General features: G+C 72.3%; 16 protein-coding genes. 3 read left to right on the top strand and 13 right to left on the bottom strand.

The window, feature by feature from the left end:
• The 3 genes from JI751_RS05325 to JI751_RS05315 are packed head-to-tail and all read right to left on the bottom strand — an operon-like array spanning nt 1 to nt 1,958.
• On the bottom strand, nt 1–882 hold the full coding sequence (locus JI751_RS05325) for a phosphoribosylaminoimidazolesuccinocarboxamide synthase (protein WP_201934625.1): 882 nt from the start codon (nt 880–882) through the stop codon (nt 1–3).
• 21 nt (nt 883–903) lie between these two features.
• Entirely contained in the window at nt 904–1,398 is a 495-nt protein-coding gene (locus JI751_RS05320) for a hypothetical protein (RefSeq protein ID WP_201934237.1), read from the bottom strand.
• Between the two features lie 11 nt (nt 1,399–1,409).
• On the bottom strand, nt 1,410–1,958 hold the full coding sequence (locus JI751_RS05315; RefSeq protein ID WP_201934234.1) for an antibiotic biosynthesis monooxygenase: 549 nt from the start codon (nt 1,956–1,958) through the stop codon (nt 1,410–1,412).
• A 131-nt stretch (nt 1,959–2,089) separates the two neighbouring features.
• Between JI751_RS05315 and JI751_RS05310 the strand changes: the two genes are divergently transcribed.
• Nucleotides 2,090–3,082, top strand: a complete 993-nt coding sequence (locus JI751_RS05310; protein ID WP_201934218.1) for a sulfotransferase family protein — start codon at nt 2,090–2,092, stop codon at nt 3,080–3,082.
• Here the strand turns inward: JI751_RS05310 and JI751_RS05305 are convergent.
• The 4 genes from JI751_RS05305 to JI751_RS05290 all read right to left on the bottom strand — a co-directional run bounded on the left by JI751_RS05305 (nt 3,066) and on the right by JI751_RS05290 (nt 5,942).
• A complete protein-coding gene (locus JI751_RS05305) occupies nt 3,066–3,944 on the bottom strand; it encodes a hypothetical protein (protein WP_201934216.1) in 879 nt (292 codons plus the stop codon). The genes JI751_RS05310 and JI751_RS05305 overlap by 17 nt on opposite strands.
• A gap of 47 nt (nt 3,945–3,991) precedes the next feature.
• Entirely contained in the window at nt 3,992–5,047 is a 1,056-nt protein-coding gene (locus JI751_RS05300; protein ID WP_201934213.1) for a hypothetical protein, read from the bottom strand.
• Nucleotides 5,044–5,610, bottom strand: a complete 567-nt coding sequence (locus JI751_RS05295; RefSeq protein ID WP_201934212.1) for an RNA polymerase sigma factor — start codon at nt 5,608–5,610, stop codon at nt 5,044–5,046. The genes JI751_RS05300 and JI751_RS05295 overlap by 4 nt, the downstream gene beginning before the upstream one ends.
• Nucleotides 5,611–5,672: 62 nt before the next feature.
• Nucleotides 5,673–5,942 carry an acylphosphatase gene (locus tag JI751_RS05290; RefSeq protein ID WP_236665550.1) on the bottom strand — a complete coding sequence of 90 codons (270 nt, stop codon included), beginning with the start codon at nt 5,940–5,942 and terminating at the stop codon, nt 5,673–5,675.
• 61 nt (nt 5,943–6,003) lie between these two features.
• On the opposite strand from JI751_RS05290, the gene JI751_RS05285 reads away from it, so the two are divergent.
• Nucleotides 6,004–7,443: an MFS transporter gene (locus JI751_RS05285; RefSeq protein WP_201934210.1), complete on the top strand. Its 1,440-nt coding sequence runs from the start codon at nt 6,004–6,006 to the stop codon at nt 7,441–7,443.
• A gap of 37 nt (nt 7,444–7,480) precedes the next feature.
• Here JI751_RS05285 and purB read toward each other — a convergent pair whose 3' ends face one another.
• The 5 genes from purB to JI751_RS05260 are packed head-to-tail and all read right to left on the bottom strand — an operon-like array spanning nt 7,481 to nt 12,769.
• Entirely contained in the window at nt 7,481–8,908 is a 1,428-nt protein-coding gene (purB, locus tag JI751_RS05280) for an adenylosuccinate lyase (RefSeq protein ID WP_201934209.1), read from the bottom strand.
• Nucleotides 8,905–9,456 carry a ribonuclease FAU-1 family protein gene (locus tag JI751_RS05275; protein ID WP_201934207.1) on the bottom strand — a complete coding sequence of 184 codons (552 nt, stop codon included), beginning with the start codon at nt 9,454–9,456 and terminating at the stop codon, nt 8,905–8,907. Before JI751_RS05275 ends, purB begins: the two co-directional genes overlap by 4 nt.
• On the bottom strand, nt 9,449–10,717 hold the full coding sequence (gene purD, locus JI751_RS05270; protein WP_201934204.1) for a phosphoribosylamine--glycine ligase: 1,269 nt from the start codon (nt 10,715–10,717) through the stop codon (nt 9,449–9,451). The genes JI751_RS05275 and purD overlap by 8 nt, the downstream gene beginning before the upstream one ends.
• 11 nt (nt 10,718–10,728) lie before the next feature.
• A complete protein-coding gene (locus JI751_RS05265) occupies nt 10,729–11,475 on the bottom strand; it encodes a YoaK family protein (protein WP_201934203.1) in 747 nt (248 codons plus the stop codon).
• A 7-nt stretch (nt 11,476–11,482) separates the two neighbouring features.
• Nucleotides 11,483–12,769, bottom strand: coding sequence for an adenylosuccinate synthase (locus tag JI751_RS05260; RefSeq protein ID WP_201934200.1), 1,287 nt, complete (start codon nt 12,767–12,769; stop codon nt 11,483–11,485).
• Nucleotides 12,770–12,882: 113 nt separating this feature from the next.
• On the opposite strand from JI751_RS05260, the gene JI751_RS05255 reads away from it, so the two are divergent.
• The gene (locus JI751_RS05255; RefSeq protein ID WP_201934198.1) at nt 12,883–13,797 is read left to right on the top strand and encodes a diacylglycerol/lipid kinase family protein; all 915 of its coding nucleotides are present in this window, start codon (nt 12,883–12,885) and stop codon (nt 13,795–13,797) included.
• Here JI751_RS05255 and JI751_RS05250 read toward each other — a convergent pair.
• Nucleotides 13,792–14,781 carry a helix-turn-helix transcriptional regulator gene (locus tag JI751_RS05250; protein WP_201934195.1) on the bottom strand — a complete coding sequence of 330 codons (990 nt, stop codon included), beginning with the start codon at nt 14,779–14,781 and terminating at the stop codon, nt 13,792–13,794. The two genes, JI751_RS05255 and JI751_RS05250, sit on opposite strands and share 6 nt — an antisense overlap.
• Nucleotides 14,782–14,920: the final 139 nt, after the last annotated feature.

Here is a 14,920-nt window from a genome sequence, read left to right as displayed (position 1 = left end):
TCAGAACGTCTCCCCGGTCAGCCGCTCGTAGGCCTCGACGTACCTCGCGCGGGTCCGCTCGACGACCTCGTCGGGCAGCGACGGCGGCGCCTCGCCCGAGTGACGGTCCCAGCCGGACTCGCCGGTGAGCCAGTCGCGGAGGAACTGCTTGTCGTACGCCGTCTGGGTGCGGCCGGGCTGCCAGTCGTCGAGCGGCCAGAACCGGCTCGAGTCGGGGGTGAGCACCTCGTCCCCGAGGATCGTCGTGCCGTCCGGCCGCCTGCCGAACTCGAGCTTGGTGTCGGCCAGGATGATGCCGCGCTCGCGGGCGAGGTCGTGGGCCTTGCCGTAGACCTCCATCGTGAGCATCCGCAGCTCGGCGGCGGCGTCGTCCCCGACGGCCTCGCAGACGGCCTCGTAGTCGACGTTCTCGTCGTGGTCGCCGAGGTCGGCCTTCGTCGCGGGCGTGAAGATCGGCTCGTGGAGGCGGCTTCCGTCCTGCAGGCCCGCGGGCAGTGCGACCCCGCAGACCTCGCCGTCGCGGTGGTAGTCGGCCAGGGCGGAGCCGGTCAGGTAGCCGCGCGCGACGCACTCCACCGGGAACATGTCGAGGCGCTCGCAGATGACCGCGCGACCGGCCACCGAGGCCGGGACGTCGGTCGAGACGACGTGGTTGCCGACCAGCCCGGAGAGCCGGTCGAACCACCACAGCGACATCCGGGTGAGGATCTCGCCCTTGTCGGGGATCGTCGTGTCGAGGACGAAGTCGTAGGCCGAGATGCGGTCGCTGGCGACCATCAGCAGCCGGCCCTCGTGCTCGCCCCCGTCGATCCGGTAGAGGTCGCGGACCTTGCCGGAGTGGAGGTGCGTGGTGCCCTCGATGTCGGGCGCGGTGGGGATCATGGTGTCGGCCACGCGGCCAGCCTAGTGCGCGTAGAAGTCCTCGACCCGCGGCCTGCTCGCGAGTCGCCGGTGCCACCAACCCGCGACGACGCCGACGGCGCCCGAGGTGGCGACCACGATGAGGAGCGATCCTCCTCCGGCGCCGACCAGGACCACGACCAGGATCCCCACGATCGCGTAGGTCCCACCGGCCACCACGCGGGCCGCCCGCTCGGCACGCTGCCCGCCGGCGTCGCCCACGAGGAACGCCAGCACGAGCGCGACCAGCAGCCCGAGAACGGCACCGAACATGGCGTGGACCACGAAGAAGGCCACCGAGCGGCCGACGATCCTCGCCATCGGGAGCGGGAGCGGGAGCCCCTGGCCCTCGGGCCCGAAGGTCCCGTAGGCCACGGCGACCCAGACCAGCACAAAGGCGCAGAGCCCGCCGAGGAGGCTGGTGAGTGGCCACATCGCCACCCAGCGCCAGTCCCGGCGACCACGCCACGGGTCGCCGCTGACGTCCACGTCGCCCATGGCAGCTGACCCTAGCGGTGCAGCCACCACGACATCCGGCGCGTGATCCACGGCAGGAAGACGTAGGTCATCAACGGGGTCATCACGGTCGTCACGAGCACGACGCGCGGCACCAGCGGCCAGCCCGCGATCGTCTGCGACGCGACGAAGTTGGCGACCAGGCTGAGCGGCAGGAACACCATGAAGATGGTGACCATCTGCTTCCACCGCGGCGGCGGGGACGGCGCGGCGCTGAGCAGCTCGACCGAGGCGGGCTCGTCGAACCAGCCCTCGATGCCCGTACGCCGTTCGCGACGCTTCTCCTCCACGTCGCCGGCGGCCGCCTCGAGCCACCAGGCGCGCTGCGGGCTGGCCTCCCAGGCCGCGAGCGAGTCGGCGTCCGCGAAGCGGTAGAGCATGTGCCAGTCGGCGGAGTCGGCGCTCGGGCGCACCCACCCCGACCCGAGGAAGCCGTCGAACTTCTCGGCCATCGACGTGCCGGCCTGCATCCAAGCGAGCATCTGCGTGGTGTGCGACGGATCGACGTGGCGCGTGACGGACACGGTGACGGGGGCGGACATGCCTCCAGTGTCGAGCGACCAAGGGTTCCCCGTGAAGCCGACGGCGACGAGATCCCGCCCACTCCCTTCTCCTCCCCGGCCGGGCCGAGTATTGTCGAGTGAGTTACTGGACATTGATGCAGGAGAGACGCATGACCCGAGCACCACGACCGGACTTCCTGGTGATCGGCGCGCCCAAGGCCGGCACCACCGCACTGCACGCGGCGCTGGCACAGCATCCGGACGTCTTCGTGTCCGATCCGAAGGAGCCGAAGTACTTCCTGTGCGACGGCGCTCCTCCGCCGGCGTGGTGCGGCCCCGGCGACAAGCACTCGCAGCAGGAGTGGATCTGGCGGGCCGACCGCTACTTCCCGCTCTTCGAGCCCGCGGCCGAGCGGCAGGTGCGCGGGGAGAGCACGCCGTTCTACCTCTGGAGCCAGGGGGCGCACCGCCGGATCGCCGAGGCCCTGCCCGACGTGAAGCTGGTGGCCGTGGTGCGCGACCCGGTCGACCGCGCCTACAGCAACTGGATGCACCTCTGGTCAGACGGCCTCGAGCCCGAGTCGGACTTCGTCACCGCCTTCGAGCGCGAGGACGAGCGGGTCCGCGCCGGCTGGGCGCCGTTCTGGCGCTATCGCGAGCTCGGCCGCTACGGAGAGCAGCTGCGGCACCTCCACGCGTACGTCGACCCGGCGCGGATCCTGGTCGTCCGCTACCGCGACCTCATCGACCAACCGGGGTCGACCGTCGACCGGGTCAGCCGGTTCCTCGGCATCCGCGAGGGCCTCGTCGACTCGATCCCGCGCGACAACGCGCGCGGGTTCGTGACGCCCGGCCTGCGGGCGAGCGTCGTCGGTCCCGTCGTGCGCGCCGGCGCGCGCCTCGGCCAGTTCGCGCCGCCCGAGGTCTGGCGCCGCATCCACCCGCTGTCGATCGCGTTGCTCGGTGACAGCACGGCCGCGCACCGACCCCGGCTCGACACGATGCGTCGCCAGCGGCTGCTGGAGTCGTACGTCGACGACATCGCACTGCTCGGCGAGCTGACCGGGCAGGACTTCGGCGACTGGCTTTCACCCGCGGACCGGGGGTCGTTCGACGAGCGGGCCACCGGTGCGACCGTGACCGCGCTCAGCGCACGCAGGTGACCAGGTCGTGCGCGCCGTCGTCGCGCGCGGCCTCCACGTAGTAGCGGACCCGCCCGTCCGGCAGCGGCACGGCGGTGGCGTAGCGGAAGGCGCCGTCGGAGTGGGGTGAGCTGATCGGCGGCTGGTCGAGCCGGGTCAGCGCGGTGCCGTCCCAGGTGGCCACCCCGGTCGTCTCGAACCAGTTGGACTCGGCGTCGGGTCGCCCGTCGTAGAGCACCGCGCCGTCCGGCAGCACCGCGCTCACGCGGGCGCCGCGGGCGTCCCACTGGCCCTCGCGCCCGGCCAGCACCTCGCCCTGGTCGGTCCAGTCGAGCCCGTCGGCGCTGGTGAGCCGCCGCGTCGTCATCCGGTCCTCGTGACCGGGCTCGTCGAGCGGGTGGCAGCACAGCCACATCTCGTAGCCGTCGTCGCCGACGGTGATCACCGGGTCCTTCACCCCGGTCGCGGCGTCACCCTCGTGCACGCGACGTCGTACGCCGTCCGGCAGGGCGGCGACCGTGTCGGCCGTCAGGCTGTCGACCCACCAGTGCTTCGACCCGGGTGTCGCGCAGGAGAGGTACAGCCGCCAGCCGCCCTCGCGCAGCGGGACGAGCACGGGACGCTCGAAGGACTCGGCACCGAACGCCTCCCGCGACACCTCGGCGACGGGCTCGAAGGCCAGCCCGTCGTCGGACCTCGCCACGACGACCGAGACGCCCCGGCCGTCCGTCAGCGGACGCCGTACGCGCCAGGTGAGCCAGAAGACGCCGTCGACCAGCACCGCGCTCGCGGCACCCGCCCAGTTGCCGGCGCCGGGACCGGGCGCCGGGACGACGACCTGGACGTCGTCGTAGGTGGGCGGGGCTGAGGTGGCCGTCGTCATGCCCCCACGATAGTCGACAAGATCACTCGAGTTCGGGGTCGCGGAGATCAGGCGCAGCCGAGCGCCCCCTGCCAGCCCTCCGGCACCCGGCCCGCGGCCAGCTCGTCGGCGAGCTCCCAGAGCACCTCGGGATAGTCACCCGTGGCGTCCATCTCCCGCAGGATCGCCCAGTCCCGACTGGTGGCCATCGCATCGGACGCCTGCGAGGCAGCCGCCTGGTCGCCGGACCGGGTCGCGCGCTCGAACTCAGCGATCCACTGACAGGCCACCGAGCCGGCGACGGCCGCGCCGAGCTGGTAGCGGTCCGTCTCGGTCGAGTCGGGCTTCTCCCAGTCGGGTGGCACCGGGACGTCGCTCAGCATCTGCTCGACGACGTCACCGCGCTCGGCGCCGGTCACCGACGACTCGGGCAGCGACGCCTCGAATCCCGCCTGGTCGGTCCACCGCAGCTGCGTGAGCAGGTCGAGGTAGGCGGCCCGCGCCATGCCGGCTCCGCGCACCTCGGGATAGACGCCCTGTGCCGCGACCCCGATGGCGGTGTGGTCGTCGGCCGAGTAGGGCCACATGAGGGCGTCCGCGCCGGCCAGCTGCACGGGCGTGCCCGGATCGACCTCGGGGTAGTCGAGGCGCTGGCGGTCCGCGACGTAGTCAGCGCGGAGCTCGGCCCCCACCACGCTGACGTCGAGGCGCTGGCTGCCGTTCTCGTACTGCACCTCGTGCCACCCGTCGGCACCGGAGCTGTAGGTGAGCTGCCACCCCGGGGCGTCGAGCACCAGCCACTCGTGCACGACGCCGGGAACTGCGGTCGACGGCTCCGGGGTCGCGGTGGGATCGGACGCGTCGGCCGGCGCAGGCGCGTCGGCCGGGGCGGGCGCGTCGGAGCCGCCCCTCGCGAGCAGATAGCTCGGCACCGCGACCAGGGCCGCGGCAGCAGCAGCGGCGGCGATCGTCGCCACCCAGCGACGACCCCGGCGCGGGCCCTCGTCGTCGTGCTCGGTGGGTCGTCCAGCGGCGGACACGGACATGATCTCCTCCAGGAGCTCGGCCCGAGCCGCGGCGAGCGGCAGCTCGGACACGGCCTGGTCGGTCAGGCGTGGGTTCATCGCTCCTCCTCGCGGGACGGGGTCGGGTGCTTGTCCTGGATGTGTCCGGCAGCCGGTGGATCGTTGCCGAGCAGCTCGCGCAACCTGGCGCGGGCGCGGGAGAGCCGCGGCCGCACCACGGTCCCGGAGAGCCCGAGGACCTCGCCGATCTCACGCGGCTCGAGGCCCTCCCACAGGTGCAGCTGCAGCACCTCCTCGTCGCGCGCGCTGAGCCTGGCCATCGCGGCGTCGACGGTGTGGTCCTGCACCACCTGGTCGCTGACGTCCGGGACGACCACAGCGAGGTCGTGACGCAGCCGCTCCCCGAGCCGCCGGCGTCGCAGCTCTCCGCGGCGCTGGTTGGCGAGCTGGCGGCGGGCCACGGCGTACAGCCACGGACGCGCCGCGTCACCGACCGGGACGTGCTGGAGACGACGCCAGGCGACGAGGAACGTCTCGGCCGTCACGTCCGCGGCGTCCTCGGCGCGCGACGTACGCCGGAGCGCGTAGCCCAGGACGCAGTCGAAGTGTGCCGCGTACAACCCGCGGAAGGTCTCCTCGCGCGTGTCCCCCGATGCGTTCATGACTCCCCCGTGTCCGCCTCGCCCCGGATCGTTGCAGGCGTCGGGCGGATTTCTTCCCAGGATCAGTAGCGCGTCTCGAACGACGTCGCGCCGCTCGCCGCCGCCTCCCGTACCGCCACGTCGGTGACGCGCGCCATCGACGGCCCGGTGCGGCACCAGGTGACGAGCGCGTCGACCGCGACGTCCTCGCCCTCGGCGTGGACGAGCACCGAGCCGTCGGGCTCGTTGCGGACCCAGCCGGTGACGCCGAGCTGCCGCGCCCGCTCCTGGGTGCACCAGCGGAACGAGACCCCCTGCACCCGTCCGGTCACCCGGGCCTGGACCGCCAACATGTCCCGATCATGCCCCGACGGGCGGGGACGGCGCATGGCAGCGGGTGCAAGGCTGGCGCCGATGACGCAGAGCGAGGAGACCGACGCCGCCCGCGGCGAGGCGACGTACGAGCCCGACCCCCGTCGCTGGCGCGTGCTCGCGGTGTCGCTGGTCGTGGGATTCATGTCGCTGCTCGACGTCACGATCGTCAACGTCGCGGTCCCGTCGATCCGCGCGGGCCTCGACACCAGCGCGGCGACCATCCAGTGGGTGGTGTCGGGGTACGCACTCGCGTTCGGGATGACGCTGGTCGCCGGCGGGCGGCTCGGCGACGCGCACGGCCGGCGGCGCCTGATGACGATCGGGCTGACCGGCTTCATCGTCTCGAGCCTCGCCGTCGGGCTCGCGCCCAACGCGGCCGCCATCGTCGTCGCGCGGCTGGTGCAGGGTGCGAGCGCGGGCCTGCTGACGCCGCAGAACTCCGGCCTGATCCAGCAGCTCTTCCGCGGCGAGGAGCGGGGGCGCGCCTTCGGGATGTTCGGCTTCACGGTCGCGGTCGCCTCGGCCGCCGGGCCACTCATCGGCGGCCTGCTCATCGGCCTGCTCGGGGAGGACAACGGCTGGCGCTCGCTCTTCCTCATCAACGTCCCGATCGGCCTCGTCGCCCTCGTGCTGATCCGGCGGATGGTGCCCGACAACGACGCCGGCGCCGACGCCGAGAAGGACCCGCGGGTGGACCTGCCCGGTGCCCTGCTGCTCGGGCTCGCGGTGCTGGCGGTCCTCTACCCGCTGATCAGCCTGGAGGGCGGGGTCGGGCTGCCGCTGGTGCTGCTGCTCGCCTTCCCGCCGCTCGCGTGGGCGTTCGTGCGGTGGGAGGCGCGGACGGTGGATCGCGGTCACCCGCCGCTGCTCGACGTCTCGCTGCTGCGCGGGTTGCCCGGCTACGCCAACGGGCTGCTGGTCGGCACCCTCTACTTCACCGGCTTCACCGGGATCTTCCTCGTGCTGTCGGTGCACCTGCAGGAGGGCGAGGGGTTCTCGCCGCTGCGGGCCGCGCTGCTGATGACGCCCTTCGCCGTCGGCGCGGCCGCCACGTCGCCGCTGGCCGGCAAGCTGGTCGGACGGCTGGGCCGCAAGGTCACGCTGGTGGCGCTGTCGGTGATGATGACCGGCACCGCGCTCGCAGCGCTGCTGGTGACGCAGCCGACCGACCGGTTGTGGTGGACCCTCGCGCCGGCGATGTTCCTCGCGGGCATCGGCGGCGGCGGTGTCATCTCCCCCAACTTCACGCTGACCCTCGCCGAGGTGCCGCCCCAGATGGGCGGCGCGGCCGGTGGCGCGCTCCAGACCGGCCAGCGCATCGGGTCCGCCCTCGGCGCGGCCCTGCTGATGACGGTCTACCAGGCCGTCAACGCCGCAGCGTCCGCTCCCGTGGCGGCGCGCTCGGCCCTCCTAACGGCGCTCGCCGTGCTCGCGATCGCCCTCGCCGCCGCCGTCCGGTCCTGGCGGCTCGGGGACTGACCGCGGGTTCCTTCAGCGAGAGCCTGACAACCCCCGGTCAGAGGATCGCGCCGGGGACGTACGCCGCCGCGTCGGGGTGGCGGGCCGCGAGCGCCTCGACCCGGGCGACGACCGCACGGGTCTGGGCGACGGCCGCGCCGGTGAACTCGATGGGGTCGGCGACGAGCGCCTCGATCTGGTCTCGGGTGAGGCCGAGGCGGGCATCGGCGGCGAGCTTGGCGAACACGTCGTTGTCGGCCCGGCCGCCCCGCATCGCCAGGGCCGTGCCGACGGCGGCCTCCTTGATCGCCTCGTGCGCGGCCTCGCGGCCGACGCCGTTGCGGACCGCAGCCATCAGCACCTTGGTGGTGGTCAGGAACGGCAGGTAGCGGTCGAGCTCGCGCTGGATGACCGCCGGGAAGGCACCGAACTCGTCGAGCACGGTGAGGAAGGTCTGGAAGAGCCCGTCGGTCGCGAAGAAGGCGTCGGGCAGGGCGACCCGGCGGACGACGGAGCAGGACACGTCGCCCTCGTTCCACTGGTCACCGGCGAGCTCGCTCACCATCGAGAGGTGGCCGCGGAGGATGACGGCGAGGCCGTTGACCCGCTCGCAGGAGCGGGTGTTCATCTTGTGGGGCATGGCCGACGATCCGACCTGGCCCTCCTTGAAGCCCTCGGTCACCAGCTCGTGGCCGGCCATCAGCCGCACCGTGGTGGCGAGGTTGGACGGGCCGCTGACCAGCTGCACCAGCGCCGACACGACGTCGAAGTCGAGCGAGCGGGGATAGACCTGGCCGACGCTCGTGAGCGTCTGCTCGAAGCCGAGGTGCGTCGCCACGCGCTGCTCGAGGTCGTCGAGCTTCGCGGCGTCGCCGTCGAGCAGGTCGAGCATGTCCTGCGACGTGCCCATCGGACCCTTGATCCCGCGCAGCGGGTAGCGCGCGAGCAGCTCCTCGATCCGCTGGACGCCGGTCAGCATCTCGTCGGCGACGGTCGCGAAGCGCTTGCCGAGCGTGGTCGCCTGGGCGGCCACGTTGTGCGAGCGGCCCGCCATCACGGTGGCCTCGTGCTCGGCGGCCAGCCGGCCGAGCCGGACCAGGGCGGCGACGGCGCGGTCGCGCACGACCTCGAGCGAACGGCGTACCTGGAGCTGCTCGACGTTCTCGGTCAGGTCGCGCGAGGTCATGCCCTTGTGGATGTGTTCGTGCCCCGCCAGGGCCGAGAACTCCTCGATGCGCGCCTTCACGTCGTGGCGGGTGACGCGCTCACGCCGAGCGATCGAGTCGAGGTCGACCTTCTCGATCACCGACTCGTAGGCCTCGACGACGCCGTCGGGCACGTCGATGCCGAGGTCGCGCTGGGCCTTCAGGACCGCGACCCAGAGCTGGCGCTCGAGGACGATCTTGTGCTCGGGCGACCAGATCTCGGCGAGGTCGGCGCCGGCGTAGCGGGTGGCCAGGACGTTGGGGACGCTCACGGCCCTCATTCTCCCACCGTCGGTGACCAGTCGTCCCACGGCGCCCACCAGCGATCGTCACGGTCGAGCAGATCGGCGACCTCGGAGCCGGCATCCAGCACGGCGAGCAGCTCGTCCTGCGAGATCCGACCGGCGGCCAGCGAGGGCGCGAGGTCCTGCACGTCCTTCCAGCGCCACGGCTCACCGGGCGGGATCACGATGTCGAGCTGGAGGTCGTTGACGTCGATGCCGTCGGGCTGCCGGACGTAGGGCGTCTCGAAGTTGACGTACCACGACAGGTGGGCGCCGTCGGCGTCGAAGAACTTCCACACGGCATACCAGTCGCCGGCACGGCGGAGCTTGAGCACCGACGTGCCCTGCCAGGCGTCGAGGTGGCCCCACGGGTGCGGGGTCGGGTGGGGAGGGAAGGACAGAGGCGTGCCGCTGGGCTGGAAGGTCGCAAGGACACCGTGGGGCCCGTCGTCCGCGACGACCCGCTCGAGCCAGTGGGCCCACAGCGCGCCGTGCAGCACCTCGCGCATCACCAGGTCCGTGCCCAAGGTGAAGGCGTCAGCCACGCGACGCCGCTCCCTCGACGACGCCGAGCGGCTCGGCGGCGATGTCGCGGCGCCACTGGGCGCCCGGGAAGCTGATCGACGAGATGCCCTCGTACGCCTTCGCGCGGGCGTCGGCGACGTCGGACCCGGTCGCACGGACCGCGAGCACGCGCCCGCCCGCCGTCACCAGTCCGGCGTCGGTGCGTGCCGTACCGGCGTGGATCACGTCCACGTCGGTCTCGACCGCGAGCGTCTCGGTGCCGACGATGACGTCGCCCGCCGACGAGCCCTCGGGATAGCCGGCGCTGGCCATCACCACGGACACCGCTGCTCCGTCGGCGAACTCCGGCTCCGGTACGTCGGCCAGGTTGCCGACCGCTGCCGCGGCGAGCAGCGCGCCGAGCGGCGACTCCAGCAGGGCGAGCACCGGCTGGATGTCGGGGTCACCGAAGCGGACGTTGAACTCGATGACCTTCGGGCCGGCCGACGTCAGCGCGAGGCCGACGTAGAGGCAGCCGACGAAGGGAGCGTCGAGGCGTCGCATCTCGGCGAGCGTCGGGTCGACGACCTTGGCCATCACGGCCTGCACCATGTCGCCCGGCAGCCAGTCCAGCGGCGCGTAGGACCCCATGCCACCGGTGTTGGGACCGCGGCCGCCGTCGAAGATCCGCTTGAAGTCCTGGGCCGGCAGGAGCGGTCGGCCGATCGTGCCGTCGCAGACCACGAACAGGGAGAACTCGGGACCGTCGAGGAACTCCTCGACGACGACCCGCTCGCACCCGGCCGCGTGAGCAAGGGCCTCGTCGCGGTCGTTGGTCACCACCACGCCCTTGCCGGCGGCGAGGGCGTCGTCCTTGACGACGTGGGGTGCGCCGAACGCGTCGAGCGCCGCGGCGACCTCGTCAGCGGTGGCGCAGGTGCGGGAGCCGGCGGTCGGCACGCCGGCGGTGGCCATCACCTCCTTGGCGAAGGCCTTCGACCCCTCGAGCCGGGCGGCGGCCAGCGACGGCCCGAAGCAGGCGATCCCGGCGTCGCGTACGGCGTCGGCGATGCCCGCCACGAGGGGTGCTTCCGGCCCGACGACCACGAGGTCGGCGGCGAGCGCCGTCGCGAGGGCGGCGACCGCCGCGCCGTCCATGGAGTCCACGTCGTGGAGGGTGGCGACCTCGCCGATCCCGGGGTTGCCGGGGGCCGCGTGCACCTCGTGCACGGCCGGGTCGAGCGAGAGGGCCAGGGCGAGCGCGTGCTCCCGGCCGCCGGTGCCGATGACGAGGGTCTTCACGGGAGGCGAGCCTATCGGCGCCGGGCGTGCCGCAGGTCAGCCAGCACCGGGGCTGCCGAGGCCACCAGCAGCACCAGGGCCGCCGGCACCAACGTGACGAACCCGAACCGCAGGTAGCCCGCGGCGCCCAGGACTCCGCCGACGAAGAAGAGCGACACCAGCGTCACGAGCAGGCCGAGCTTGGCCCGGTCGGCCTGGACCGGCGCCAGCCCCGGCGTGCGCGGCACATAGGTGAGCTTGCCCAGCTCGATGCCGATGTCGGTGATCATCCCGGTGACGTGGGTGGTGCGGATCTGGGCACCGGAGATCTTGGTGATCACGGCGTTCTGCAGGCCCATGGTGAAGCAGAGGACGCCGACGAAGAGCAGCTCGTCGTGGGACCACCTCGACACGTCGGCGAGCAGGCCGAAGCAGAGGATCAGCACCGCTTCGACCACCAGCACCAGGGCGTACCTGCCGCGCAGGTCACGACGGCGTCCCCAGTTGAAGACCCAGGCGCAGGCCATCGAGCCGAGCACGAACGACGCCAGGGCGCAGCCGGCCGTGCCGACCGCACCCGCTCCGCCGAGCACCAGGTGGTCGGCGAGGCTCGCGGTGATGCCGGTCATGTGCGAGGTGTAGACCGACACGGCCACGAAGCCGACGGAGTTGAGGATGCCGGCGACCAGCGCCAACAGGCCGGCGAGCTGCGCGTTGAGCGCCTGGGTGCGGTGCGCCCCCGCGACCCGGAGGAGGTGGTCGCCCACCGACCTGGTCACGGCACCGTCAGTCCTCGTGGACCACCACGGTCTGCTCGCGGCCCGGCCCGACACCGACGCCCCAGATCTTGGCGCCGGAGATCTCCTCGAGCGCCTGCACGTAGACCTGCGCGTTCTTCGGGAGGTCGTCGAAGGACCGGCAGCCGGAGATGTCGCTCATCCAGCCGTCGAAGTACTCGTAGACCGGCTTGGCGTGGTGGAACTCGGTCTGCGTCATCGGCATCTCGTCGACGCGGACCCCGTCGATCTCGTAGGCGACGCACACCGGGATCTGCTCCCAGGCACCGAGGATGTCGAGCTTGGTGAGGAAGAACTCGGTCAGGCCGTTGACCCGGCTGGCGAAGCGGGCGACCACGGAGTCGTACCAGCCGCAGCGGCGCGTCCGGCCGGTCGAGACGCCGATCTCGCCGCCGAGCTGCTGGAGCTGGACGCCGTCCTCGTCGAACAGCTCGGTGGGGAACGGGCCCGAGCCGACGCGGGTCGTGTAGGCCTTGATCACGCCGATCACCCGGTCGATGCGCGTCGGGCCGATCCCGGCACCCACGCAGACGCCACCGGCCACCGGGTTGGACGACGTGACGAACGGGTAGGTGCCGTGGTCGACGTCGAGCATCGTGGCCTGGGCGCCCTCGAAGAGCACCGTCTGGCCGGCGTCGAGCGCCTGGTTGAGCAGCAGCGAGGTGTCGCACACCATCGGCTGGAGCCGGTCGGCGTAGGCCAGCAGCTCCTCGACGACGGCGTCCACCTCGATCGCCCGGCGGTTGTAGACCTTGGTGAGCAGGTGGTTGCGCACGTCGAGCGCCGCGTCGATCTTCTCGCGCAGGATCTTCTCGTCGAAGAGGTCCGCGATGCGTACGCCGACGCGGTTGATCTTGTCGGCGTAGGCCGGGCCGATGCCGCGACCCGTGGTGCCGATCTGGTTCTTGCCGAGGAAGCGCTCGGTGACCTTGTCGATGGTGGCGTGATAGCTGGCGATCACGTGCGCGTTGGCGCTCACCTTGAGGTCGGCCACCTCGACGCCGCGGGCGATGAGGCCGTCGAGCTCGCGGAAGAGCGCCTCCGGCGAGACCACGACGCCGTTGGCGATCACCGAGGTGGCGCCGGGGGTCAGGATGCCGCTGGGGAGCAGGTGGGTGGCGTACTTCTCGCCGTTGACGACGATGGTGTGGCCGGCGTTGTGCCCGCCACTGGTGCGTACGACGAAGTCGATGGGGTCGGTGGTGGCGAGCAGGTCGGTGGCCTTGCCCTTGCCCTCGTCGCCCCACTGGGCGCCGAGCACGACGATTGCGGGCATCTCAGCCCTCCTGTGTCATTCGACAGAAAACGAAACAGCCCCGGCACAAGGCACCGGAGCTCTTGCGACGCCACGCTACCGCACCCCCACCGTGGGTGGACTACTGTCCGATCGTGCGCTCGCTCCTCGTCATCACCAATGCCGACGCCGGCACGTCCGACGAGGAGACTCTCGCCACCGCCCTCGAGATCCTCCGGTCCGGGGCGTCGGTCGAGGTGGCCAAGACCTCCAACCCCGGCGAGCTCGACGGTGTGCTGCACCGCGCCGGCGGCCGTACGGTCGTCGTCGCCGGCGGTGACGGCAGCATCCACGCGGTCGTGACCGCGCTGCACAAGCGCCACGAGCTGGCCGGCTCGACGCTCGGCCTCCTGCCGATGGGCACCGGCAACGACTTCGCCCGCGGCAACGACATCCCGCTCGACATCGAGGACGCCGCGCGGCTGGTGCTCGACGGCGAGCCGCGCAAGGTCGACCTGATCATCGACGAGACCGGCACTGTCGTGGTCAACAACGTCCACGTCGGCGTCGGCGCGCAGGCCAGTCGCAAGGGAGCCAGGTGGAAGGGCCGGCTCGGCGCCGTGGGTGTCGGCAAGGTCAACCTCGGCAAGCTCGGCTACCCGATCGGCGCCCTCCTCTCGGCATTCCACCCGCCCAGCTGGCGGATGCGCGTCGAGGTCGACGGCAGGGTCGTCAACGACGTCGACCGCCCGGTGCTCATGGTCGCGATCGGCAACGGCAGCAACGTCGGCGGTGGCACCGAGCTCAACCCCGAGGCCGACACCGAGGACGGCCAGCTCGACGTGATGATCAGCCGGGCGGTGGGACCGATGGCGAAGCTCGGCTACGTCGCCAAGCTGCGCAACGGTGACCAGGACGACCGCGACGACGTGCTGATGCTCCGCGGGAAGTCCGTCAAGGTGAGCGGCGACGAGTTCTGGATGTCGGCCGACGGAGAGATCGACGGGCCCGAGCGCAGCCGCAGCTGGCGCCTCGAGCCGGCGGCGTACTCCATGATCCTGCCGTCATAGCCACCCGCGGCGGACCGCCTCCACTCCAGCCTGGAAGCGAGTGTCGACACCCAGCTCGACCATGAGCTCGGCGATCCTGCGTCGCACCGTCCGCAGGCCGATGCCCAGCTTGCGCGCGATGACCTCGTCGGTGGCGCCGGCCATCAGCTGCTCCAGCAGGAAGCGTCGGGAGTCGAGGTGTCCGGCGCCGCCCTCGAGCTCGGGCAGCGGCGACGCGCGGAGCCACAGCGCCTCGAACCACAGCGTCAGGGCGGCCACGACCGATCGCTGGCGGATGTGCACCCGTGGCTCGTCGGCGAAGCCCAGCGGCTCGGGCAGCACCGCATGGGAGTCGCCGAGGACGAACATCCGCGTCGGGACCTCGGAGATGACGCGCACCTGCTCCCCGAGCCGTGCCCGCGTGCGCAGCGCCTCGGGCGCCTCCGTGACCGCACGCACCGGATAGATGGCGCGCGAGCGACGTCCCGTCGCCATGGCCTCGGCGAGCAGCTCGGCGATGCGCGACTCCCGCGGCATCGCCCATGCGTCGGGACGCAGCCACAGCATGTCGCCGCGGCTGGTGCGCACCATCAGCTGCAGCAGGTCGATCGGGTTGCCCCCCGAGCTGAGCTCGCCGTCCAGGGGCCGCACCTCGGCGAGGTCCTCCCGGTCCGGACGGGTGGCGGCCGCGACCAGGTGGGGCACCGCCGAGGAGAGCTCGGCCAGCCTGGTCGCGGACGTCGCGGCGATCCGCGCCTCGCGCAGGACCAGCTCCGAGACCGCCTCGGCCAGCGGAGGCACGATGATGCGCTCGTCGGCGACGACGACCAGGCCACGCTCCACGATGGGCCGGACGTCCCGGAGCAGTCGGTCCGGCTCGGTCTGCACCAGCTGCGCCACTCCCACCACCGTGTGGCCCGACAGGGGCGCCAGCCGGAAGTAGAGGTTCTCGGCGGTCCGGTCGAGGCCGAGCGCGGCGAGCACCGAGGAGGGGTCACCAGCCATGCGTGGCAGTTTAGTGCCAGCGGCACTATTGATCCGCGTGGCAGCGACCGGCCACTCCATACTTGCGGCGCGAGCCGACGCGGGGGTGTGCGGCTTGCTCGCTCCGACGGAGCACGGCGTCGGAGCCGCCGCGGGGGAC

This window comes from Nocardioides baculatus, assembly GCF_016735675.1.
Lineage (GTDB): Bacteria > Actinomycetota > Actinomycetes > Propionibacteriales > Nocardioidaceae > Nocardioides > Nocardioides baculatus.
This window is presented reverse-complemented; position numbering and strand designations above follow the sequence as displayed.

Coding starts and splice junctions, on each gene's coding strand:
- JI751_RS05290 (WP_236665550.1), bottom strand. CDS start 5,942: ATGTTGGCGGTCCAGGCCCGGGTGACCGGACGGGTGCAGGGGGTCTCG.
- JI751_RS05305 (WP_201934216.1), bottom strand. CDS start 3,944: ATGACGACGGCCACCTCAGCCCCGCCCACCTACGACGACGTCCAGGTC.
- JI751_RS05300 (WP_201934213.1), bottom strand. CDS start 5,047: ATGAACCCACGCCTGACCGACCAGGCCGTGTCCGAGCTGCCGCTCGCC.
- JI751_RS05295 (WP_201934212.1), bottom strand. CDS start 5,610: ATGAACGCATCGGGGGACACGCGCGAGGAGACCTTCCGCGGGTTGTAC.
- JI751_RS05315 (WP_201934234.1), bottom strand. CDS start 1,958: ATGTCCGCCCCCGTCACCGTGTCCGTCACGCGCCACGTCGATCCGTCG.
- JI751_RS05285 (WP_201934210.1), top strand. CDS start 6,004: ATGACGCAGAGCGAGGAGACCGACGCCGCCCGCGGCGAGGCGACGTAC.
- purB (WP_201934209.1), bottom strand. CDS start 8,908: ATGAGGGCCGTGAGCGTCCCCAACGTCCTGGCCACCCGCTACGCCGGC.
- JI751_RS05325 (WP_201934625.1), bottom strand. CDS start 882: ATGATCCCCACCGCGCCCGACATCGAGGGCACCACGCACCTCCACTCC.
- JI751_RS05260 (WP_201934200.1), bottom strand. CDS start 12,769: ATGCCCGCAATCGTCGTGCTCGGCGCCCAGTGGGGCGACGAGGGCAAG.
- JI751_RS05250 (WP_201934195.1), bottom strand. CDS start 14,781: ATGGCTGGTGACCCCTCCTCGGTGCTCGCCGCGCTCGGCCTCGACCGG.
- JI751_RS05320 (WP_201934237.1), bottom strand. CDS start 1,398: ATGGGCGACGTGGACGTCAGCGGCGACCCGTGGCGTGGTCGCCGGGAC.
- JI751_RS05310 (WP_201934218.1), top strand. CDS start 2,090: ATGACCCGAGCACCACGACCGGACTTCCTGGTGATCGGCGCGCCCAAG.